This window comes from Chryseobacterium aurantiacum (assembly GCF_003020585.1).
GTDB lineage: Bacteria > Bacteroidota > Bacteroidia > Flavobacteriales > Weeksellaceae > Chryseobacterium > Chryseobacterium aurantiacum.
This window is the reverse complement of the sequence record NZ_PXUE01000001.1, coordinates 449,176-472,702: the sequence shown is the minus strand read 5'-3', so window position 1 is coordinate 472,702 and position 23,527 is coordinate 449,176. Positions and strand designations below refer to the sequence as shown.

Sequence of the window (23,527 nt, the reverse complement as noted above, 5' to 3'; positions counted from 1 at the left end):
CATTTCAAAAACATTAAATTTGTATGTTAAAATAATTTAATGAAATACGTTCTACTTACACTTATTTCAGCAATGCTGCTGTCGGTTTCATGGCCTACTTATGGAGTTCCGTTTTTTATATTTTTCGCCCTAGTTCCCCTTCTGATGATGGAACATGGAATTTCAAAATTTTCAGATTATAAAAGAAAAGGCTGGATCATCTTTGGGCTGTCTTATCTTTGCTTTATCATCTGGAATATTGTTACCACAGGATGGCTATACGGTGCTAAAAACCCGGATGGAAGCAATTCTCTGATGGCGGTAGTATTTCCTGTACTTGTTAATTCCCTTTTATATTCCTTTATTTTCCAATGCTATCATTGGTACAAGAATGCACAGGGAACGTACTGGGGACTTGGATTCTTTATTGCCATCTGGATGAGTTTTGAAAAATTCCATTTAGGATGGGAACTTACCTGGCCTTGGCTGAACTTAGGTAATGTATTTTCAGATTATCCAAAGCTAATTCAATGGTATGATACTCTAGGAGCAACCGGAGGAAGCTTCTGGATTCTTCTTATCAATGTTTTAATTTTCTATACTGTAAGAACATGGGAAGCCGGAAGAAAGAAAAAAGATTTGATTAGAAACTCATCCATTGTAGCAGGTTTAATTGCTATTCCGATGATTATTTCAATTATTAAGTACAATAATTTTAATGAAAAACCATCAGGACAGGTCAATGTACTGATGCTGCAACCCGATCTTGATCCTTACGCAGAAAAATACTCTAAGGATAGTTTAGCCATTGAACAGGACCTTCTTAATCTTGCGGAAAAAAACTCTACCACAAAAATAGATTACTATATTGCTCCGGAAACAGCGCTTCCCGGAAGAGGCTCTATTTCTGAAACAGCTTTTGAAAAGAGTTTACTTTTAAATAATATCAAGGATTTTTTATCCAAACATCCGGGTTCTGTCTTTGCAACAGGAATTTCTTCACATCGTTTTTATTTTGATCCTGCAAAAGTACCCAATGAAGCCTATCAAATTAACCCAGGGGTATGGGTGACAAGCTACAATACATCTATTCAGCTTGCTCCTCAGCAAAAGGTACTGGCCTACCACAAAGGAAAACTTGTTCCGGGTGTTGAAATCTTCCCTTATATGAGTGTTCTTAAACCTATTCTGGGTGATGCAATGCTTAATCTGGGCGGAACGGTAGCTTCCTTGGGAACAGATAAAGAAAGAATTGCTTTTTCCAATCCTTACAATAAAGGGAAAATTGCTCCTATTATTTGCTATGAAAGTATCTACGGTGAATTTGTAACCGATTATGTTAAAAAAGGAGCTAACTTTTTAGGAATTATGACCAATGACTCCTGGTGGGGAGTTACTGAGGGACACAAGCAGCTTTTATCCTATGCTAAATTGAGAGCCATAGAAACCCGAAGAGAAATTGCCCGTTCTGCCAACAGCGGAATTTCAGCACACATCAATGCAAAGGGTGAAATAGTGGCGGATACCTTCTATGGTGACCAAACTACTCTGTTTGCCAAGGTAAATCTTTACGAGAACATGACGTTTTACTCAAGAGCGGGAGATCTTCTCTCGAGATTTTCAATCTTTGCCTTAGGGTTTTTATTGTTTTATTTTCTGATTAAATGGTTTCAAGCTAAAATGAAGAAAGCATAGTCTTACCATAGTAATTATACTCGCTTTACAGCATATAATATAAGAATCTGCGTTATCCGCCAGATTTGCGATAGAAATATAAGTTCTCGCAGATTTTGCAGATAACGCAGATTTTTTTTTAGAAGAGATTGAATTCTTTCTTTATTTTAAAATACCAAAAGATTCACTAAATAAAAAGAGAAAAGCCAGCTGGACGTCTGGCTTTTCTCATGATAGAATGATTCAGTTATTTAATTGTAAGTTTTTTCGTGGTTATTTCGTTTTTTATTTTCAGTTTTAATAGATATACTCCTTTGGGTAAATGAGAGACATTAATAGATTGGTCTCCATTTAAAATGACATTCAGCTTTCGTCCATCCATTGAATACACTTCAGCTTCAGAAACCTTTTCACCTTTAATATAAACTTTATCAGAGGTTGGGTTTGGATAGATAACAAGTTGTTTTTCTGTATTGATATTATTTTCTTTAGTTGCCAGTGTACCTACGGTAGAAATATCTGAATATACCTTTGAAGCATCAATGGTTCTTACACTCCAGTATACATTCTGTACAGACGGATCTAAATCCAGAAACCATGACGGTGTTGTTACTACATATTTAGCAATGTCATGCGCACCCTGAGTTGATCCCACCTTAATTTCGTAGCGCAGGGCATTAACAGGAGTTTTATCATCTGTTGCACCACTCCACGTAAAATTGAACCTGTTTCCGTTTCTTGTCAGATTAAGATTGGTGGGAGCTGTTGGCTTTGCATTTGTAGCTGTGGAATTATTTTTAAAAGCTTTTGTGAGTGATGGCAATCCTGAATCTGACCAATCAAACCCGCCTAATACAACATCTAAGTGGTTATCATTATTAAAATCAAACAATTGAACCATTCCCGGACCTCCCAATTTATAGATACCTGTTGCGGTTCCTTCTGTAAATGTCTGGCTGGCCGGATTATATAAATAAGTCTTTACAACTGCATTATAGTTGATATCACCGGAGATGATAAAATCATAATATCCGTCATTATTCAAGTCTCCTACACTTAATGATGCGTCAGAAATCTCAGCAGGGCTGATTTGTTGAGTAACCAATGTACCTGTTCCATCATTCATTAAAATGGCAAAATAAGGATCATCATTAGGATCTTTACCCGCCACTACAACATCCTGAAAACCATCTGCATTGAAATCTGCAACCTCAAGTTTTCCGGATATCAAAGAATCCAGAGATTGTGTATCAACCAAAGTTCCCCCCTGATTCATATATACCTTAGATACAGGATCTCCGTTGATATCAGATCCAATTACAATAAGATCCAAAAGATGATCATTGTTTAAATCTACTACCTTAAAGCTTCCGTTTTGAGTTCCGTTAACCCAGTTTTCAGTTACTTCAAAACCAGTTCCTGTATTTCGGTAAAAATCTAATGTATTATTAAACTCCCCGCTACCATGGGCAAATTGAGTTCCATTAATTGCATAATCCTGCTTTCCGTCATGGTTGAAATCAAAGACTTCCATAGAACCATAGATTTTCCCGGGAAGCTCTTGCTGTTTTACAAAACCTACTCCGGTATTTTTAAATCTATAATGCTTATAGTTCACAATATCCATATAGCTAAGCCCTGTAGAGACTATATCCATTAACCCGTCATTATCAAAGTCAATAAATTTCACGTCTCCCAAATGCGTCACATCTCCACCAAGATCAGTGTAAGGCTGAAATGTTGTTCCATTATTCTGATAAACTTCGTTATAGGTAGCATCGGGCTGTCCGTCTCCATCAGAATCTATTGCTCCGGTGACTACAATATCCAGGGTGCCATTATTATCGATATCAGCAATATCAGAAGCTGAAAAATAAAAATTATTCATCCCGGTCTGTATCTCACTGAAGCTTTGCGCTGCCAAGCCTACAGGAAACATAGACAATAGAAAGTAAATTCTCTTCATGTTATTCTTATTTAGATTAATTAAAAACAAAGATAGAATATTAAATTTCTTTGTTAAAAAAAAGCCTGTATGAAATATATCAGCAGGGATTTTCGGCTATATCCCAGAAATTCGGGTATTTTAAAAAATCAATATTATTAATCAGCCACTTATTTGCAAATATTTTCCAAAAGATTTGTCTATCTAAAAAATTCTTCGTTATTTTGCACTCTCAAATATTATACAAATAAGAACATCGAGATATGTCAAGAATTTGCCAAATAACAGGAAAGCGTGCAATGGTTGGTAACAACGTTTCTCACGCTAATAACAAAACGAAGCGTCGTTTTGAAATTAACTTATTAGAGAAGAAGTTTTACCTTCCGGAGCAAGATAAGCACGTTACACTGAAAGTATCAGCTCATGGATTGAGAGTGATTAACAAGATTGGAATCGAGGAAGCTATTGAAAGAGCTACTAGAAACGGATTGATTAAAAAGAATTAATAAATCATGGCAAAAAAAGGAAATAGAGTTCAAGTAATCCTTGAATGTACAGAGCACAAAGAAAGCGGTATGCCAGGAATGTCTAGATACATTTCTACAAAAAACAAAAAGAACACTACAGAGAGATTGGAATTAAAAAAATACAATCCTGTTCTTAAGAGATCTACCCTTCACAAAGAAATCAAGTAATTTATAAATAATAATTTACCATGGCAAAGAAAGTAGTAGCAACCCTACAAAGCGGTCAGTCTAAAAAGATGACTAAAGTGGTGAAAATGGTTAAGTCTTCTAAATCAGGAGCTTACGTTTTCGAAGAAAAAGTAATGAATGCTGATGAAGTAGATGGTTATTTGAAAAAATAATTAATACTTTATTTACAATATAAAAAACTACTCATATTTTGGGTAGTTTTTTTGTTATCTTTGTTCACCAGATTATTAATCAGTGAAATATGAAAAAAATTCTAATTCTGGCCTGTACAGTAATTTTTCTATTTTCATATAGTCAGGAAACAATGAATACGATAGAATATAAAAGTTCTTCAAAAGTTTTCAACATTCAGGGATTATCACAATCAGTAAGTATTGATTGTGGAAGTTCCAAAATGATTTTATTATCTGGGCAGGTTCCTCTGGATTCAGCAGGAAATCTGGTGGGAAAGAATGTAGAGGAACAGACACAGCAAATTTTCAATAATATTGAAAATATTCTGAAAGAGTACGGAGGTACAGGAAAAGATATTGTGAAGCTTGTGATTTTCGTCACAGACATATCAAAAACTCCTGATTTCAGAAAAGTAAGAGACAAACATGTCAATCTTCAAAACCCTCCCGTAAGCAGCCTTGTAGAGGTAAGCAAGCTTTTCAGAGATGATGTCCTGATAGAGGTAGAAGCCACAGCAGTAATTAAAAACAAAAGATAAGAACAAACTAAAACTATGAGTTGGTTTAAAAATATTTTCAAAAAAGAAGAAAAAGAAACCTTAGATAAGGGGTTGGAAAAATCCAGTCAGGGATTCTTTGAAAAAATGACGAAGGCCGTTGTCGGTAAAAGTAAAGTAGATGACGAAGTTCTGGATGATCTTGAAGAAATACTGATTGCATCCGATGTAGGCGCTTCTACCACCATCAAGATCATAGAAAGAATTGAAGAACGTGTATCCCGCGATAAATATGTTGGGGTAAACGAACTGGATAAAATTCTTCGTGATGAAATTGCTGGTCTTTTGCTTGAAAACCCTCACGCAGGAACAGGAAATATCGACACTTCCAAAAAACCCTATGTAATTATGGTAGTAGGGGTAAACGGTGTTGGAAAAACAACAACCATTGGAAAACTGGCTCACCAGTTCAAATCTGAGGGTAAAAAAGTAGTTTTAGGAGCTGCTGATACCTTTAGAGCTGCTGCCGTTGACCAGCTTACCATCTGGAGTGAAAGAGTGGATGTCCCTATCGTAAAACAAGGAATGGGTTCTGACCCTGCCTCTGTAGCTTTTGATACAGTACAAAGTGCTGTTGCCCAAAATGCAGATGTTGTCATTATTGACACCGCAGGAAGACTTCATAATAAAGTCAACCTGATGAACGAACTTTCCAAAATCAAGAGAGTAATGCAGAAAGTAATTCCTGATGCGCCTCATGAGATCCTATTGGTTCTTGATGGTTCTACAGGACAAAATGCATTTGAACAAGCCAAGCAATTTACAGCAGCTACTGAAGTGAATGCACTGGCGGTAACAAAGCTGGACGGAACAGCAAAAGGAGGAGTTGTTATTGGAATCTCAGACCAATTCCAAATTCCGGTAAAATATATAGGTGTAGGCGAAAAAATGCAGGATCTACAGCTTTTTAATGGTACGGAATTTGTAGACTCATTCTTCAAGAAGAGATGATTTATGTCATGTTTTCCCTTATATTAGCAAAACAAATCAATAAATATTAACAATTAAAATCTTAAAACTATGGGAATTTTAACTTGGATCATATTTGGTCTTATTGCGGGAGCCATTGCTAAATTAATAATGCCTGGTACTCAAGGAGGCGGATGGCTAATAACAATTATTCTGGGAATTATAGGAGCTTTTGTTGGGGGATTTATAGGAAATTTTCTTGGCTGGGGAACAGTAGACAGTTTTGACTTCAGAAGTATGCTACTTGCCATAGGGGGATCACTGATTGTCCTTTGGATTTACGGAATGGCTACAAAGAAAGGTTAATCAATATTATTAAAAAATAAAATCCCGGATCTGAAATTCAGATCCGGGATTTTCGTTCAATATAATTTAGTTAGTTGTTGATTCTAATCTGGTAAGGCATTTCCATTTTCACTTCAGACTGCAGCTTCTTGTCTGTAATCTGCTGTAAAATCTCATAGTTAGATTTTCCTATTTTACTCTTAATGATTCTCGCGGAAACATCTTCTTCGTTCAGGTCCTTAAAGATCTGCTCGAAAGGAGACATTTTCTTAGGGAAAGACTCAACCTGGTATGCTGACTTTAATCCTGCTTTCTGCGCAGCAAACTTTACAGCATCATTCAGTGTTCCCAGCTCATCCACTAATCCTATTTGCTTAGCACGAACCCCACTCCATACTCTACCTCCACCTACATTATCGATCTCTTCAAAAGTTTTCTTTCTGTTTTGAGTAACAAAATGTACAAATCTTTTATATGTACCCTCCACACTTTTCGTCATCATATTTACTCCGTAGGGCGTTACTCCATTCAAACCTGAATAATACATAGAATTAGCATTAGTAGAAACCACATCTGCACGAATTCCATTCTTGCTGGCAATATCCTTATAATAAGGCAACACTCCGAAAACTCCGATAGAACCGGTAAGCGTATTAGGCTCCGAATAAATCTTATCTGCAGCCATTGCTACATAATATCCGCCTGAAGCAGCATAGTCACCAAATGAAACTACCAGTGGCTTTTTCTTCTTCAGCTGTTGTAATTCAAATAAAATTTCATCTGAAGCATTTGCACTTCCTCCCGGAGAGTTGATTCTAAGAACCACCGCCTTCACTTTATCATCATCCTGAAGTTTTTTAATGTACTTTACATATTTTTCAGAATGGATGTCGTTATACTGATCTCCATTGTTGATAGATCCTGACGCATACAATACAGCTACCTTTTCACCGGATTTATCCTCATCTTCGTAAGAACTGATATAATTAGTCAAAGAGATCTTATTCAGCTTTTCCTTATCTGTTAAACTTAATTTAGCTTTAAGCAGATCTTCATATTCTGTTTTTTGAATAAGTTTATCCGCAAGCTTATATTTTAATCCCTGCTCCGGAATCATTCCATACAAACTGTCAACAATCGTTCTGAACTGAACTGTATCAATCTTTCTTGATGCTGCCATTTTATAGGAAGTATTTTTCCAAAGATCATTCAATAGAGTACTTAGCTGTTCCTTATTTTCCGGGGAAATATCATTTCTTAAAAATGGCTCCACCGCAGATTTAAATTTCCCGTGACGAATCACTTCAATCCCAATTCCATATTTATCAGCAAAGTCTTTAAAGAATGTAACTTCAGTAGCAAGTCCCTTCAATTCTATTCCTCCCGCAGGATGCAGATAATATTTCTCCGCTACCGACCCTAAGTAATAAGCAGATTGAGAAACCCCGTTACCATAAGCATAAACAAATTTTCCACTTTTCTTGAAATCCTCAATAGCATTTCTAAGATCATCAATCTGTGTTAAGCCTGAATTCAGCTCATCAGCCTCAATACTGATTCCTTTAATATTATCATCAGTCTTGGCTTTATTAATAGCTTCCAATGCATCATATAGAAGAACACTCTTATTCTGATTACTGATACCGAATAGTCCCATCTCTTCTTCCGTAGGGCTGTCTATTATGTTTGTCTTTAAATTAATCGTAAGAACCGAGTTCTTTTTCACAGCAACAGCCTTATCACTTCCCATAGAACTGAACACAATCAACATAATGAAAAAGATGAAAAATACAGCGCAAAGTATAACTATAGCTACTATATTTGCCAAAACATTTTTAAAGAAACTTCTCATAAATTCAATCAATTTTCTAATATGTCGCAGCAAAAGGTAGTTTTGTTACTAGGAAGTAACCTTGGAGATCAAAAAAAAAATATAGAGCTTGCTTTACAGAAAATAAGTACCGCTGGAAACACCATTTCCCAAACCAGCGAATTTTTAATGTCTGATCCTGTAGAATTTGTCAGTTCCAATATTTTTTGTAATATTGCAACAATAATATTCACGCATCTTTCACCAATTCAATTGCTTGATTGTATTAAGAAAATTGAAATTGACATGGGAAGAATTAATGATTCAAAAGTATCAGGAGGCTATACAGATAGAGTAATAGATATTGATATCATTAAGTACAATGAATTAAACTTTAAGTCAGAAAGATTAGAAATCCCTCATAACAAACATCTTTTTGAAAGGGATTTTTCAAGAGTATTATTAAAAGATTTTATTTAAAACATAAAACATATTGTATGAAATTAGGTTTATTATTATTGGCTACTACCTTGCCAATTGCAGCTTTCGCGCAGAATAGCAGTACTACAGTAACCTCTTCTACTGAGTATCCTAATACTTTTTCCTCAGGTTCCGCTAATGTACAAACTTTCAACAACAAAGCCAGACGTTTCAGAGACTGGTCTATTTCAGTTGGTGGAGGTCCCGCATTTATGGTACACTCTGATCTAAAATCCCTTCGCAAGGATAAGACCAACTGGGGTTACAATGCTTATATAAGTGTTGATAAGCAAATTTCCCATACTTTTGGCTTAAGCTTAATGTATACGAGAGGAGAGACAAAGCAGACAGGTCAACTTCCTGGTACAGCCGGCCAACTTGCCGGAGTAGGTACTGCAACAACTCAATTTGACCAAATTGCTCTAATGGGAGATATTAACTTCTCTAATCTTTTGAGAAGAGTTGATAATCATTCTCCTTACAGATGGGCCATTCACGGTTATGCCGGTATTGGTATCCAAGGATTCAGAACGTCTTTACATGACAATGATGAATTCAGATGGAGCAATAGCCCAAAAAGAATTCCTTTATTTATCAAACAAGATATGGATATTAATTCCATATTCTATCAAGGAGGTTTAGGGGTAAAGTATAATGTTTCAAAACTTATTGACGTAGAAGCAAGAACCATGTACATTATCAGTGGTGATGATGAATTTGATGGCGGCGGATGGGCTGGTCCTGGTGACTATGAGCCAGGTTCAACAAGTTCGAAATATAATATGCTTAACGCCAGAAGATCAGACAATGCATGGACAGTAAGTTTAGGGGTATCTTTCAAATTAGGAAAACACCTATCTCACTTAGCATGGCATGATCCACTTCAGGAAGCATACTACAGAACCAGCGTTCTAGAAAATGCTACTACTGATCTTGTAGTTTGTGAAAAAGGAGACGCAGATAATGATGGAGTATGTGATGATTGGGACAGACAGCTTGACACTCCTGCAGGAGCAAGAGTAGACGGTGCTGGTGTTGCCTTGGATATGGACCTTGACGGGGTTATTGACCTTTATGACAAGTGTGTAACTGTTCCCGGACCTGTTGAAAACAACGGATGCCCAATTAAATAATAAAAAGAAGCTAAGAACTGCTTTTCAAAAAATCAAAATAAATAATACACGATGAAATTAAGTTTAGCAATTGCTGCACTGGCTTTGGCGATGCCTGCTATCAGCTATGCACAAGACTCTGCAGTAACCACAGATGGGAAGTATCCAAATACTTTTTCTTCTGGTTCTGCAAATGTTTCCCCTTTCACTCAACAATCAAAAAGGTTTAATGACTGGTCTATTTCTGCAGGGGTTGGAGTACCACTAATGCAGTCAGCAGATTTAACCTCTATCAAGAATGGTAACGGTAAAAACCTTTTTGGATACTCTGCTTATGTAAGTATTGATAAGGCAATTACCCATGCTTTTGGTATTAACTTACAATATGACAGAGGTGAAACAAGACAAGGATGGTTCAATACCAAGGATGCTGCACCTGACGCAACCGCTGTAGGCGCAAGAACTCAGTATGATGCAATCTCAATCTTGGGAGATATTAACTTCTCTAATCTTTTGAGAAGAGTTGATAACCATTCTCCTTACAGATGGGCTCTTCACGGATATGCCGGTGTTGGTACCATTGCGTACAGAGCATACCAGAAAGACATCAAGGGACAAAAATTAATGACTGAAATCAAACCTTTCCAACTTGGATCTATGTTTATGCAAGCTGGTGCTGGTTTGAAGTTTAAGGTAAACAGAAGAATTGACATTGAAGGTAGATTAATGTATGTTGTTACCGGTGATGATGAATTTGATGGTGGTGGTGACAAATACAGTGCAGTCAATAAACGTGAAGAACAAGTTTCTGATAACTTCTTCAATGCAACGTTAGGTCTTTCTTTCAAATTAGGAAAACATGAATCTCACTTAATGTGGCATGACCCACTTCAGGAAATTTATTACAAGCTTGATGTATTGGCTAATAAAAAGCAAGACATTGAAGTATGTAAGAAAGGTGATGCTGATAATGACGGAGTATGCGATGATTGGGACAGACAGCTTGACACTCCTGCCGGTGCAAGAGTAGATGGTGCTGGTGTTGCCCTTGATACAGACCTTGATGGAGTTATTGACCTTTACGACAAGTGTGTAACTGTTCCTGGCCCTGCTGAAAATAATGGATGTCCAGTGAAGAAAGATAATAAAGAGACTGCGATAGAAGTAGAAAAAACACTTAAGGATATCTACTTTAACTTTAATAAAGCAACGATAAGACCAGAGTCTAATAGTAAACTTGACTTAGCTGCTTCAATTATTAAGGAAAATGGTGGTAATTATCTATTAACAGGACATACCGATATCAAAGGTAATGCTGCATATAACCTAAGATTATCTAAAGAAAGAGCTGCTGCTGTAGTTGGAGCTTTAGAAACAAGAGGAGTAAATGATAATGCATTAAAATCTAGAGGTGTAGGTTCTGCAGAAGCAATAATACCTGCTTCAGCTTCAGATGCTGAAAGATTAGCTGACAGAAAAGTTACAGTAAGATTTATAGAAAGTTCTGAATGGGATTCTATTAAAAAGAAAGATTATGAAGATGCTCCTGTAAAAAAAGCTACTAAAAAAGCACCTGCTAAAAAAAAGAAAAAATAATTTCTTATTAAATACATAAACCGAAAAGAATTGTTCTTTTCGGTTTATTTTTTTTCTACTACGAAATATTTTACATACCTTTATATCATTTTCAGGGCAATATGTCCCAAATAAACAAGGTATTAGCATTGTTGATTTGAAAAAAAATAACACAAAATCACTTTTTAGCGTAAAAAATCATTTAATATAACTTAACTTAAAAAAATAACACTATGAAATTAAGTTTAGCAATTGTTGCATTAGCATTGGCTATTCCTACCGCCAGCTATGCGCAGCAAGACTCAACGGCAGTTTCAAATGGAAAGTACCCAAATACTTTTTCTTCCGGGTCTGCCAATGTTTCCCCATTTACCAATCAATCAAAAAGGTTTAATGACTGGTCTATTTCTGCAGGGGTTGGAGTACCACTAATGCAGTCAGCAGATTTAACCTCTATCAAGAATGGTAACGGTAAAAACCTTTTTGGATACTCTGCTTATGTAAGTATTGATAAGGCAATCACCCATGCTTTTGGTATTAACTTACAATATGACAGAGGTGAAACAAGACAAGGATGGTTCAATACCAAGGATGCTGCACCTGACGCAACCGCTGTAGGCGCAAGAACTCAGTATGATGCAATCTCAATCTTGGGAGATATTAACTTCTCTAATCTTTTGAGAAGAGTTGATAACCATTCTCCTTACAGATGGGCTCTTCACGGATATGCCGGTATTGGTACCATTGCGTACAGAGCATATCAGAAAGACATCAAGGGACAAAGTTTGATGACTGAAATCAAGCCTTTCCAACTTGGATCTATGTTTATGCAGACTGGTGCTGGTTTGAAGTTTAAGGTAAACAGAAGAATTGACATTGAAGGTAGATTAATGTATGTTGTTACCGGTGATGATGAATTTGATGGTGGTGGTGACAAATACAGTGCGATCAACAGACGTGAAGAACAGGTTTCTGATAACTTCTTCAATGCAACGTTAGGTCTTTCCTTAAAACTAGGAAAACATGAATCTCACTTAATGTGGCATGACCCGCTTCAGGAGATTTATTACAAGCTTGATGTATTGGCTAATAAAAATCAAGACATTGAAGTATGTAAGAAAGGTGATGCTGATAATGACGGAGTATGTGATGATTGGGACAGACAGCTTGACACTCCTGCCGGTGCAAGAGTAGATGGTGCTGGTGTTGCCCTTGACACAGACCTTGATGGGGTTATTGACCTTTACGATAAGTGTGTAACTGTTCCTGGGCCTGTTGAAAACAATGGATGTCCTACAACCACTACAGGAGCTGTAGTAGAAACAGAAACTAAATTAGAAGGAATTGAATTTGATTTAAATTCTGACAGAATTTTACCTTCAAATACTCCTATTCTAAACAATGCTGTAAATTATATCAACTCTTCAAACGGTTCTTATAACGTAGTAGGTGCAACTGATACAAGAGGTACTGATGCTTATAACAAAAAACTATCTGAAAGAAGAGCAAACAACGTTAAGAGTTATCTAATCAAAAACGGAGTTCAATCTGGTAAACTAAACGCAGTAGGTAAAGGTGAAACAGACCTTAAATACCCTGAGTGCGAACCAGCAACTAAATGCCCTGAATGGAAAAACAGAGCAAACAGAAGAGTATACTTCGAAGCTAAATAATAAACTTATTAATTTATTATACAAAAGTCACGCATTGCGTGGCTTTTTTTGTCATAATTCTTTCCTTATTTTTACATCATGATTTCTTCACAGGATTTTCAAAAGCTAAAATATGATACTCTTAAGTATTTCTGGGGTTACACAGGTTTCAGAGATTCTCAGGAAGAGATTATCAATGCTGTTATTAATGAAAAAGACACACTGGTACTACTTCCTACAGGTGCCGGGAAGTCACTATGCTATCAGCTTCCGGCTTTACTTAAGGAAGGAACCTGTCTGGTCATTTCTCCTTTACTGGCCTTAATGAAAGATCAGGTGAATCAGCTTAAGTTTAGAGGCATAGAAGCAGAATATTTATCCTCAGAACTTGACGAATATGATGCGGAGACCATTTATAACCGTTGTAAAGAAGGGCTTACAAAGCTTCTTTATGTTTCCCCGGAAAGATTGACCAACACCCAGTTTCTTCAAAACATAGAGGAAATTGAATTATCTTTCATTGCTGTAGATGAGGCTCATTGTATTTCAGAATGGGGACAGGATTTTCGTCCCAGCTACCAAAATATTAAAGGATTCAGAAGCAATAATCCTGAGATCCCTTGTCTGGCTCTCACTGCCACGGCTACTCCTAAGGTTCTTAAAGAAATTAAAAACAAACTTGAACTTAGAAATCCCACTGTATTTCAAAAAAGTTTTAAAAGAGACAATATCAAAATCTTTACAGAAGAGGTTTCCGATAAGTTTCAAAGAGTGCTTGATATTCTGAAGTATAATAACGATTCTGGAATTGTATATGTAAGAACGAGAAAAGAAGCAGAACTTTTAGCCGAGTTTCTCAAAAAAAACCAATTAAAGAATGTTGATTATTTTCATGCAGGATTAACAACAAAAGAAAAAAATACAAAACAAAACATTTGGAATAATAGCGATAACCAAGTCCTTATTTCAACCAATGCCTTTGGAATGGGTATTGACAAGGATAATGTACGATTTGTTCTTCACTACTCTCCTGCTCCATCACTGGAAAATTTTTATCAGGAGATTGGAAGATCAGGACGAGACGGAAAGGAAAGTTTTGCATTCATGTTATGGAATAAACAGGAGCTTCTGAATTTTGATCAGATCCTAAAAAATCAGATTCCTAATAAGGCAGAATTTTTAAAAATCATCAGCTACCTCTACTCTATCTTTCAGGTTGCAGAATTTGAGCTGCCAGAAAAAACATTTCAGCTGAATACAGTTGGAATACAAAACTTCACAAGATTATCCAAAGCAAAGATCAACAATGTTCTCAACTTCCTGCACAATCAGGAAATCATTTATTATAACGCCAACAAAAGCCTTTCATCTTTAGAGCTTTTCATCAAGGCGGATGAAATAGATCAATTGCCACAAAAAGATGCTTATTTTATAGAGCTTCTTCTCCGTACCATGTCCGGAATTACAACCCATAAGGTATTGTTCAGTGAACAACAGGTAAGTAATAAGATTGGAGTGAGTGTCCCATTAATCAAGGAACGTTTGAAAGAGCTTCAACAAAAAGATTATCTGGAGTATATAGATGGAGCATTATCCAGCATAAAGTTTTTAAAACCTCGCGATGAAAGGGTTATTCATAACGCCTATTGGAAACTTTTCGAACATATTCAAAGAAATAAGATCCAGAAATGGGAAGAAATGAAGTTTTACGTGGAAGACAATGATTATTGTAAAATGAAACTCATTCTTGCTTATTTTGGCGAAAAAAATTCCAAAAACTGTGGACATTGCTCTGTATGTGAGAAAAATAAACAGTCTATTTTTGGTAAAAATATATCTCAGCAGATCATCAATCTATTGGCCAAGAAATCTTCAACTATAGAAGAGCTTTCTGTACAGCTAAGTTATCATTCCAAGGAAAGTATTTTGGAAAACCTGATCTTTCTGCTGGATTCCGGAAAGGTAAGAATGTTGAATTTCAGAACATATGCTCTGAATCAGGGGTAATAAAATGTTGTGAAATTTTAAAAATTTAATTCTATTTCAACGACATATTTCAATCATGAAATCTGTAACTTCACTTAGTATATAACACGATCCTCTTTCTCAATTTTCAACTAAAAACTTATCTTTGTAGTATGAAATCATTGAAAGTCGTTTTTTTAGGAACTCCTGAGTTTGCAAAAACTTCATTGGAGGCTATTCATCAATCTCATCATAACGTGGTAGGTGTTGTAACTGTAGCAGATAAAGCAAGTGGCCGTGGGCAAAAGATTAACCAATCAGCGGTAAAAGTATATGCTGCAGAAAATAACATTCCTGTTTTCCAACCTGAAAAATTAAGAAATCCTGAATTTTTGGAAGAACTGAGAAAACTTGATGCCGATGTTTTTGTAGTGGTAGCTTTCAGAATGATGCCTAAAGTTCTTTTTGAAATGCCTAAAATGGGAACATTCAATCTTCATGCCTCTTTATTGCCTGATTATAGAGGTGCAGCGCCTATTAACTTTGCCGTGATTAATGGTGAAGAGAAAACGGGTGCAACAACTTTCTTCATTAATGAAAAAATTGATGAGGGAAATATTCTTCTTCAGAGCGAGCTAGAGATTCTGTCTGATGAAAACGCAGGAAATCTTCATGACAGATTGATGGAAATGGGTTCTGAATTGGTTGTAAAAACCTTGGACGGGCTAGCTGAGAATGCTATAGAGGAAAGACCTCAGCCACAAGTAGAACATCCGAAAAATGCTTATAAAATCTTTAAGGAAGATACTAAGATCAATTGGAATGCACCATCAAAAACGGTTCATCAATTTATCCTTGGAATGTCACCCTATCCTGCAGCTTTTACCACTTTAAAAATTGGCGAGGAAGAAAAAGGATTAAAAATATTCAGTGGTAAATTTGAAATTTCAAACCACGGGAAACATCCAGCGACCTTAGAGATTTCGAAAAATGAATTTAAAATCTATACCGAAGACGGGATTTATTATCCACAGGAGCTTCAACTAGAGGGTAAAAAAAGAATGAATGTGAAAGATTTCCTAAATGGTTTCAGAAACTTTGATGAAATAACTCTACAAGATTAAATACATACTTATTTAAATCTCAAAATAAAGAAAATTTTCAACCACTTTAGTTATTGTAAGAAATAAACTTTATACCTCTTAAAGTTCACTTATCATAACTAAGGTGGTTTTTTTGAATCAATTTCTATTGACAATTTTTCTACGAATTCTACTTATAAATTCCGGTGTTACTCCCAAATAAGCTGCAATCTGAATATTGGTAAGACGATGGGCAGTTTCTGAATAATCCTTTAAAAATTCAATATAACGTTCCTCTGAAGATTTACTTAAATTATCTATAATTCTCCTTTGCAACGCTATAATAGACATTTGAAACTTAAGCCTCATCAATCTTTCTACTTCCGGCATTTCCTGATATAATTTTTCTTTATTTTCCTTTGATATAAGAAGAATTTCACTATCCTCAAGAGCCTGAATATTTAGCTTTGAAGGAATACTATTGATAAAACTATCAATATCTGAAATCCACCAGTTCTCAATACCAAAATACAGTATCTGTTCAGAAGCATTTCGATCGGTATGGGAAACTTTAAAACAGCCATTGACTACAAATCCTTCAAATTCACAAATATGACCTTCCTTTAAAAGAAAATCCTTTTTCTTTATTTTTCTAAGAATAAATGCATTACAATATCTTTCCAATTTTTCATCTGAAATGTCCACATATTCCCGGACGTGCGTTTTTAAAGATTCTGTCATAATTCAAAAATAAAAAAAGGTTTAGAAAAATCCTAAACCTTATGTTCTATATGATAAACCATCAGTTACTGTGAACTCAATTCACCACTGATTATTTACGTATTATAATTGTACCAACTCTGTAACCTCTACATCATATCCTCCAACCTGAGGCTTGATATTAGGGTTTTGAGTGATTACTTTAAACTTATTAATTCCTAGATTCTTTAAAATCTGCGTTCCAATACCATAATCTCTATAGTTGTACGCTAAAGTAGGATGCTGCTCCTGCCCATCCTGATAGTTTAGGAACTGCTGAAGTTTTCTTAATGTATTTTCAGAGTTTGAAACGTTGTTGATGAAGATAATTGCTCCTTTACCAGCTTCGTTCACCATACCGGTTACTTTTTCCAATAAAGGTTTTTCACCATTATTCAATCTTGTTAATACATCAAAATAAGAATCCGAAGACTGAACTCTTACCAGAACCGGCTCATCTACTGTCCATGCTCCTTTTGTCAATGCAAAGTGGATCTGATCGTTAGAAGTCTCTCTGAATGCATAAAAATCAAAATCACCGTAGTGGGTCTTTACTTTTTTCTCTTCAAGTCTTTCAACAAGGTTTCCTTTTTTAAGCTGATAATGAATCAAATCTTCAATAGAAACAATCTTCATATCATGCTTTTGAGCAAAAGCGTGAAGTTCAGGTAAACGGGACATTGTTCCGTCTTCATTCATAATCTCACAGATTACCCCTCCTTCTTTTAATCCTGCTAAATGCGTAAGATCAATGGCAGCTTCTGTATGTCCTGCTCTTTTTAATACTCCTCCTTTTCTGGCACGAAGCGGGAAAATATGGCCCGGTCTCATAAAATCTGTAGGCTTGGACTTTTCATCCATTAAAGCTAAAATAGTTTTTGCTCTGTCACCTGCAGAAATACCAGTGGAAGTTCCATTACCCAGAAGGTCAACAGATACTGTAAAAGCAGTTTCTTTAGGGTCACTGCTTCTGCTTACCATCACCTCAAGACCTAGTTCATCACATCTTTTTTCAGGAAGCGGCATACAGATTAGTCCTCTTCCATAAAGTGCCATGAAGTTAATAATTTCAGGTGTTGTCAGCTCTGCTGCACAAAGAAAATCTCCTTCATTTTCTCTATCTTCATCATCTACTACTATGATTATTTTACCATTTTTAAGGTCTTCAATAGCCTCTGGAATAGTATTTAATTTAATATCAGACATTTTTACTTTTTATTTTTGCAAAGATACTCATAAAAATAAGCATCTGCCAATTAATATGAATGGTTTATTACGCTTTGAATAGAGAGTTCACAGCATCTCTTAAAATCTCGTAGGATCTTAATCTTTTCTGATGATCATAAATATGTGAATTGATCATCAGCTCATCAACATTGAATTTTTCCTGAAAATCCTTAAGCTTTGCCTGAACTTCTGCCTGATCTCCGATAAAAGTATATCTCAGCTTCTGCAAAACCATAGATTTTTCCATTGGAGACCAAATATCATCCATGTCATCTACCGGTGGTGCAAAAGGTTTTCTATCATTTCTTACGATATTGATAAATGCCTGAAATAAAGTAGTGGAAATTCTATGGGCTTCTTCTGAAGTTTCGGCTGCTACTCCATTTACACAGGCAATGATATAGGGTTCGGCCAGATATTTTGACGGTTCAAAATGTTCTCTGTAAATTTTAAAAGCCATTTCCATCTGTTCCGGAGCAAAATGACCTGCAAAAGCATAGGGCAGACCAAGCTCTGCAGCCAGCCATGCACTGTCTGTACTCGATCCTAAAATATAAATAGGGATATCCAATCCCTCACCAGGAATAGCACGAACCATCGCATCAGAATTTTCCCTGGAAAAATATCTTTGGAGTTCCAAAATTTGTCTTGGAAACTGTTCATTAATGATCGCTGGATTTCTCCCTAGTGCCTGCGCTGTTAAACCATCAGTTCCGGGCGCTCTTCCTACCCCAAGATCAATTCTTCCCGGGAAAAGAGACTCCAGTGTACCAAATTGTTCAGCAATAATCAGAGAACTGTGATTCGGAAGCATTATTCCTCCTGACCCTACTCTTATTTTTTTTGTTCCATTGGCAATAAAACCAATTAAAACAGAGGTAGCAGAACTGGCAATGCTTTCCATATTGTGATGCTCAGCCAGCCAAAATCTTTTATAGTCTAAGTTTTCAGTGTGATTGGCTAAGGACAGACTGTCCTGAAAAGTATCATGAATGCTTTTATCTTGCTTTACCGGTGCAAGATCTAAAACAGAAATTTCAAAATTTTTCATATTGAGAAGCTAATTTTCAAAAGGTGATACGGAATCTCCTTTATTGATTTCATAATTCTAAATTGGGTTTTTAAAAACCAAACAAATTTAAAACATAAAAACTGCATTAGTTACTTTTTGTAATTGATAGGATTGATTGCTTAGTTCAGGGAAAAACTATTGAAATTCAATTTTTATTTAACCTATTTTACTTATACATTTTCAAGCTTAGCATTTTTAATTCATTTTGTATATTTGGAACCTGTAGAAAAAATCAAAAAACGTCAAATCAATTGAAGAAAACCATGACAAATTCAGAATCCAGAATTGATTTTATCATGAAAGAGTCAGAAGCTTCAATAGAGGACAGAAAATCAATTCACAATAAGAATACAGGAAAGAATAAAATTAAACTGACAAAATCCCAATATGAAGAAACTTCTATTCTGTGGAGACTGTCCCGATTTCTAAAAATGGAGGAAGATAACGGAATTGATTTTCAGTATAGGTCTTCAAGCACTCAATTGACTAGTGGGTTATCGCATGAACCTATTCTATCGTTACTCAACTCAAAAGCTGTATTTGAAAGTTATCAACCGAAAGAAAATGATTCTTTATTGATATGGATAGAGTATAAATATGCTGAAATCAACAAAAAGCCCCGACCTTATATTGGGAATTATATATCTTTTATCTATCATCATGAATGGACATTGAATAATGGATTTGATTCTATTTACGGTGATTATGAAACCTTATGTGAGGGAGAAATAAAAATTTCCTAACCATTATCTTTATTATATTTGAAAAACTAATATTATATAAACTTATGAAAGAAGAAGTAAAATTCAAAAGAAGAATATTTAACATAGACAATCACCCTTTTGAATTATGGATCAATACGAGTGTAATGGATGACCCTAATAAAGGTGACTTCAGCTGGTGTTGGCGTGTTGAGCTGCAAAAATTTGATGATGTTGAAAACGATGAAGCCCATCTTCAGCAATTAATGATTGAAATTGTCCAGAGAATAATGGCTATTTCTAAGATTAAAGTCACAGCAATTACTCTTCACAAAAATCGATACGAAATCATCTTTTATGCAAAAGAAGAGGATTTAAAAAATATCGCGGGAGAATTTATTGAACTTCCTCAAGAAATTGAAGACAGAGAAAAGAGATTTATTGGATATCATTCAAAAAGAGATCAAAACTGGGAAAATGTAAAACTTTATTTTGAAGCAATGACTAGAAAATAATAGTGATTTTATTTTCATAAAAATATAAGAGATTTTGACAGTAGCCAAAATCTCTTTTTTATTATTTACAATTTTTATTTACTACGCAAGAAACTAATAATCATCAAAAAACACAATATTTTAACACATATAATTCATTGATAAGAGAAATAAATTATTATATTAGTATTAAAATTTAGCCACACCACATTTGACACCATTTTAAAAATATTAATATGAACAGACAACATAATGACTTATTTTCTCAGAAGACACTGACTAAAAGAACAATCTTCATGAGTTTTATTGTTGCAGCTACTTTAATTTCTTGTAGTAAAAATAATGAAGAGATAGCAGCAGAAGCACAAACAACGGCTTCCAATATGGAAAATGTTATAAAAGGCCAATTGAATGGTCAGGAGATTAATTATGAGAAAAAAAATGGGATGAATTTCTTTCAGGGAGATATCGTTCTTACGGACCAGCAATTAACAGAGGGAGGTTCATCCAATAAAGGAGGGGCCAGTTTTTCAAGATGGCCGGGAGGTAAAATTTATTATACTGTTGCAAGCAACATGGGTTCTATCAACGTAAATAAAATCAATACCGCTGTTAGTGAGTATAATTCTAAAACCAATACCCAATGGATTCCCCGCACCAATCAGAGTAATTATGTAGAATTTATTTTCGGAAGTTCATCCGGAGCAGATGGATGGGCACATATAGGTTATCAGGGCGGAAAACAGACTGTTTCTTTGGATCAATACATTTCTGTAGGATCAGTCATTCATGAAATGGGGCATACAGTAGGGCTTTATCATGAACATTCCCGTAAAGACAGGGATCAGTATCTTAGTATTCAGTGGAATAATATTCAGGATGGACAGGCCTATAATTTCAATATCTACAACTCAGGAACAGACATAGGTCCTTTTAATATTAATTCAGTAATGATGTATTGGCCAAATTCTTATTCTAAAAATGGACAACCCACCATCAAAAGAGCCAATAATACCACCTTTACATATAATAGAACCGGCTTTACAACCGGAGATATCAACACCATCAATACGATGTATCCATAATATACAATATCAAAGACTTAAAGCAGGAAAAGAATTCTTTACGAATTCTTTTCCTTTTTATAATTATAATGATTGATCAAAATTCTGATCTCATTAAACTCAAAATTGCTTGGCAATGCATTCTTCCATTCGGTTAAGGTTTCGTGTGGATTTTTATAGAACTCTGTTTCAAATGCCTTGATTTTATCGGAAACAATTACTCTTGAGATATCCAGCAATCCCTGCTCTGCAAACTTCGCAAGATGCCCGATAACGGTTTCTTTTACCAATCCCCTTTCCAAAGCAATTTCCCCAATGGTTTTACCTTGTTCAAATAACTGAAAGGTTAAAACCTGTGATGGAACTTTTGCTATTTTCAAACTGACTTCTTTATCATTCTTTTCGTCTAAAAGCTTTGTGTCGAGAAGATGAATTTCTTTCAGACTATTTAAATATTCTTCAATATCTTCCAGCCAGCCTTTGAATTCTTCATTGTATTGTTTCAGACCTTTTGCACCTTTTATTTCAGCATAAAATTCTTTTAGCGGATCGAAGATTTTATTTCTTGTTTCAGTAAAAAAGAAGTTAACGGCTCCTTTAGACTTGCTCTCAATCTCTGTCCATTCTTCTTTTTGTTCAATGAAATTATTGACTTTCTGAAAAATTATTCTTTCTAACTTTTCGAAGATTTTCCCAAGATTGGTTGCTTCATGTTTCAATTGAAGATAAAGTTGATTGGTCTTTGCATGATCAATATTTTTAGTAACAATGGATAGTTTATTCCAATCCTCAACTTCTTTTAAAAACCACTGACAATCCACAGTACGAAGCACTTTTCTGATGCTGTAATCATATTTTTCCTGATTCAGAATAGATTCTACATGATCATTCGCCACTGTATCTGTATGGAAATGCAAAATTCTATTATCCTTAAAGATTACTTCAGGAGTAATTTTTGATTTTAAAACAATTCCCTCAAGTGTTCTACAACGCGATAATGCAACATATACCTGGCCAGCCGTAAAGCTTTTTCCTGCATCTATAATTACTTTATCAAATGTTAATCCCTGACTTTTATGGATGGTAACCGCCCAGGCTAGTTTAATAGGAAACTGTTCAAAGCTTCCCAAAACTTCTTCCTTGATGGTTTTATCGGTATCCAGAAAATATTTTTTCTGTTCCCAGGTTTCTCTTTTTACTGTAATTTCTCTTTCATTTCCATCCAGAACTACACGGATTTCATTTTCATCAAGACCGATAATCTCACCCAATTTACCATTGAAATATTTTTTTTCTCCGGAAATATCATTTCTGATAAACATAATTTGGGCACCAATTTTCAATTCTAAAAACTGTTCATTGGGAAATTGATTTTCTTTAAAGTCTCCTACCAGTTTCGCTTCGTAGGTTTGAGCATCAACTTTTATTTCTGTTAATTTCTCCTGATTAATCTCATCCGCCATTTTATTATGTGAACACAGATAGACATAGGATTCCTTACCCATGTCAAAATCAGGATCATATCTTTTGTTGAGATGATCAAAGTCTATATTGGCTACATCACCATCACGAATAGCATTCAAAATCTCCAGAAATTCTTCATCAGACTGTCGGTAGACCTTTGTCAGCTCAATAGTAACAATCGGGATATCCTTTATGGCATGACTATCGAAAAAGAATGGCGAATTGTAATACATTTTCAGAATGTGTTCATCTCTCACCACTGGCGGAAGCTGAAACAAATCCCCGATGAACAGCATTTGAACTCCTCCAAACCTTTGATTATTTCTTCTTATAAATCTTAAGGAAAAATCCATCATGTCCAGAACATCCGCCCTCAACATGGAAACCTCATCAATAATGATAATCTCAACCTCTCTTAAAAGTTTGAGTTTATCCTTTCTATATTTGAAATGGGGCATCAGATCGGCAATATTATTTGCCAAACTGGTATCTATTCTTTCAGTCGTAGGTAAGAATGTTCTCAGCGGCAATCCAAACATGGAGTGAATGGTCACCCCTCCTGCATTAATTGCAGCAATACCTGTAGGAGCAATTACAACATGCTTCTTCTTGGTTCTTCTTACAAAATCATTAAGAAACGTTGTTTTCCCCGTTCCCGCTTTCCCGGTAAGGAAAACACTTCTATTGGTGTACTCTATTAAGTCAAAAAAATGATTGTTCATCGTTGTCAAAAATACGGAAATGAATTTGAATTTCTTACCTTGGCATAAGT

The 23,527-nt window shown here is 35.3% G+C and carries 22 protein-coding genes; 16 read left to right on the top strand and 6 right to left on the bottom strand.

The window, feature by feature from the left end:
• The first annotated feature begins 39 nt into the window (after positions 1-39).
• Positions 40-1,674 (top strand): apolipoprotein N-acyltransferase, encoded by a 1,635-nt coding sequence (lnt, locus tag C7D53_RS02110; RefSeq protein WP_106914746.1) that lies wholly within the window; start codon positions 40-42, stop codon positions 1,672-1,674.
• Between the two features lie 226 nt (positions 1,675-1,900).
• Here lnt and C7D53_RS02105 read toward each other — a convergent pair whose 3' ends face one another.
• The gene (locus C7D53_RS02105) at positions 1,901-3,619 is read right to left on the bottom strand and encodes a T9SS type A sorting domain-containing protein (protein WP_228422147.1); all 1,719 of its coding nucleotides are present in this window, start codon (positions 3,617-3,619) and stop codon (positions 1,901-1,903) included.
• A 242-nt stretch (positions 3,620-3,861) separates the two neighbouring features.
• Between C7D53_RS02105 and rpmB the strand changes: the two genes are divergently transcribed.
• The 6 genes from rpmB (at position 3,862) to C7D53_RS02075 (ending at position 6,319) form a co-directional block, all read left to right on the top strand.
• On the top strand, positions 3,862-4,104 hold the full coding sequence (rpmB, locus tag C7D53_RS02100) for a 50S ribosomal protein L28 (RefSeq protein WP_002976757.1): 243 nt from the start codon (positions 3,862-3,864) through the stop codon (positions 4,102-4,104).
• A 6-nt stretch (positions 4,105-4,110) separates the two neighbouring features.
• Positions 4,111-4,293, top strand: coding sequence for a 50S ribosomal protein L33 (gene rpmG, locus C7D53_RS02095; protein ID WP_027373683.1), 183 nt, complete (start codon positions 4,111-4,113; stop codon positions 4,291-4,293).
• A 20-nt stretch (positions 4,294-4,313) separates the two neighbouring features.
• Complete coding sequence (locus C7D53_RS02090; RefSeq protein WP_002976755.1) at positions 4,314-4,466, top strand: DUF4295 domain-containing protein; 153 nt, start codon at positions 4,314-4,316, stop codon at positions 4,464-4,466.
• A gap of 89 nt (positions 4,467-4,555) precedes the next feature.
• On the top strand, positions 4,556-5,026 hold the full coding sequence (locus C7D53_RS02085; RefSeq protein WP_106914744.1) for a RidA family protein: 471 nt from the start codon (positions 4,556-4,558) through the stop codon (positions 5,024-5,026).
• Between the two features lie 15 nt (positions 5,027-5,041).
• Positions 5,042-5,995 (top strand): signal recognition particle-docking protein FtsY, encoded by a 954-nt coding sequence (gene ftsY / locus C7D53_RS02080; protein ID WP_106914743.1) that lies wholly within the window; start codon positions 5,042-5,044, stop codon positions 5,993-5,995.
• Positions 5,996-6,064: 69 nt separating this feature from the next.
• The gene (locus C7D53_RS02075) at positions 6,065-6,319 is read left to right on the top strand and encodes a GlsB/YeaQ/YmgE family stress response membrane protein (protein ID WP_106914742.1); all 255 of its coding nucleotides are present in this window, start codon (positions 6,065-6,067) and stop codon (positions 6,317-6,319) included.
• A gap of 70 nt (positions 6,320-6,389) precedes the next feature.
• On the opposite strand, the gene sppA is transcribed toward C7D53_RS02075, so the two are convergent.
• The gene (gene sppA, locus C7D53_RS02070) at positions 6,390-8,150 is read right to left on the bottom strand and encodes a signal peptide peptidase SppA (protein ID WP_106914741.1); all 1,761 of its coding nucleotides are present in this window, start codon (positions 8,148-8,150) and stop codon (positions 6,390-6,392) included.
• Positions 8,151-8,171: 21 nt separating this feature from the next.
• Here sppA and folK point away from each other — a divergent pair, with 21 nt between their 5' ends.
• The 6 genes from folK to fmt all read left to right on the top strand — a co-directional run bounded on the left by folK (position 8,172) and on the right by fmt (position 16,016).
• Positions 8,172-8,588, top strand: a complete 417-nt coding sequence (folK, locus tag C7D53_RS02065) for a 2-amino-4-hydroxy-6-hydroxymethyldihydropteridine diphosphokinase (protein ID WP_106914740.1) — start codon at positions 8,172-8,174, stop codon at positions 8,586-8,588.
• Positions 8,589-8,605: 17 nt separating this feature from the next.
• Positions 8,606-9,721: an outer membrane beta-barrel protein gene (locus C7D53_RS02060; RefSeq protein ID WP_106914739.1), complete on the top strand. Its 1,116-nt coding sequence runs from the start codon at positions 8,606-8,608 to the stop codon at positions 9,719-9,721.
• A 51-nt stretch (positions 9,722-9,772) separates the two neighbouring features.
• Positions 9,773-11,296, top strand: coding sequence for an OmpA family protein (locus C7D53_RS02055; RefSeq protein WP_106914738.1), 1,524 nt, complete (start codon positions 9,773-9,775; stop codon positions 11,294-11,296).
• Between the two features lie 212 nt (positions 11,297-11,508).
• Positions 11,509-12,948, top strand: coding sequence for an OmpA family protein (locus tag C7D53_RS02050; RefSeq protein WP_106914737.1), 1,440 nt, complete (start codon positions 11,509-11,511; stop codon positions 12,946-12,948).
• 78 nt (positions 12,949-13,026) lie between these two features.
• The gene (locus C7D53_RS02045) at positions 13,027-14,934 is read left to right on the top strand and encodes a RecQ family ATP-dependent DNA helicase (protein WP_106914736.1); all 1,908 of its coding nucleotides are present in this window, start codon (positions 13,027-13,029) and stop codon (positions 14,932-14,934) included.
• Positions 14,935-15,065: 131 nt separating this feature from the next.
• The gene (gene fmt / locus C7D53_RS02040; protein ID WP_106914735.1) at positions 15,066-16,016 is read left to right on the top strand and encodes a methionyl-tRNA formyltransferase; all 951 of its coding nucleotides are present in this window, start codon (positions 15,066-15,068) and stop codon (positions 16,014-16,016) included.
• Positions 16,017-16,133: 117 nt separating this feature from the next.
• Here fmt and C7D53_RS02035 read toward each other — a convergent pair whose 3' ends face one another.
• The 3 genes from C7D53_RS02035 to C7D53_RS02025 all read right to left on the bottom strand — a co-directional run bounded on the left by C7D53_RS02035 (position 16,134) and on the right by C7D53_RS02025 (position 19,011).
• Entirely contained in the window at positions 16,134-16,715 is a 582-nt protein-coding gene (locus tag C7D53_RS02035; RefSeq protein WP_106914734.1) for a Crp/Fnr family transcriptional regulator, read from the bottom strand.
• A gap of 102 nt (positions 16,716-16,817) precedes the next feature.
• Positions 16,818-17,939, bottom strand: a complete 1,122-nt coding sequence (gene ribB / locus C7D53_RS02030) for a 3,4-dihydroxy-2-butanone-4-phosphate synthase (RefSeq protein ID WP_106914733.1) — start codon at positions 17,937-17,939, stop codon at positions 16,818-16,820.
• 67 nt (positions 17,940-18,006) lie between these two features.
• A complete protein-coding gene (locus tag C7D53_RS02025) occupies positions 18,007-19,011 on the bottom strand; it encodes an LLM class flavin-dependent oxidoreductase (protein WP_106914732.1) in 1,005 nt (334 codons plus the stop codon).
• Positions 19,012-19,295: 284 nt separating this feature from the next.
• Here C7D53_RS02025 and C7D53_RS02020 point away from each other — a divergent pair, with 284 nt between their 5' ends.
• The 3 genes from C7D53_RS02020 to C7D53_RS02010 all read left to right on the top strand — a co-directional run bounded on the left by C7D53_RS02020 (position 19,296) and on the right by C7D53_RS02010 (position 21,312).
• Positions 19,296-19,775, top strand: coding sequence for a hypothetical protein (locus C7D53_RS02020; protein WP_162926056.1), 480 nt, complete (start codon positions 19,296-19,298; stop codon positions 19,773-19,775).
• A gap of 44 nt (positions 19,776-19,819) precedes the next feature.
• Positions 19,820-20,248, top strand: coding sequence for a hypothetical protein (locus C7D53_RS02015; protein ID WP_106914730.1), 429 nt, complete (start codon positions 19,820-19,822; stop codon positions 20,246-20,248).
• A 215-nt stretch (positions 20,249-20,463) separates the two neighbouring features.
• Positions 20,464-21,312: a M12 family metallopeptidase gene (locus C7D53_RS02010; RefSeq protein ID WP_106914729.1), complete on the top strand. Its 849-nt coding sequence runs from the start codon at positions 20,464-20,466 to the stop codon at positions 21,310-21,312.
• Positions 21,313-21,350: 38 nt separating this feature from the next.
• Here the strand turns inward: C7D53_RS02010 and C7D53_RS02005 are convergent, their stop codons facing one another.
• Positions 21,351-23,477: a helix-turn-helix domain-containing protein gene (locus C7D53_RS02005; protein WP_106914728.1), complete on the bottom strand. Its 2,127-nt coding sequence runs from the start codon at positions 23,475-23,477 to the stop codon at positions 21,351-21,353.
• Positions 23,478-23,527: the final 50 nt, after the last annotated feature.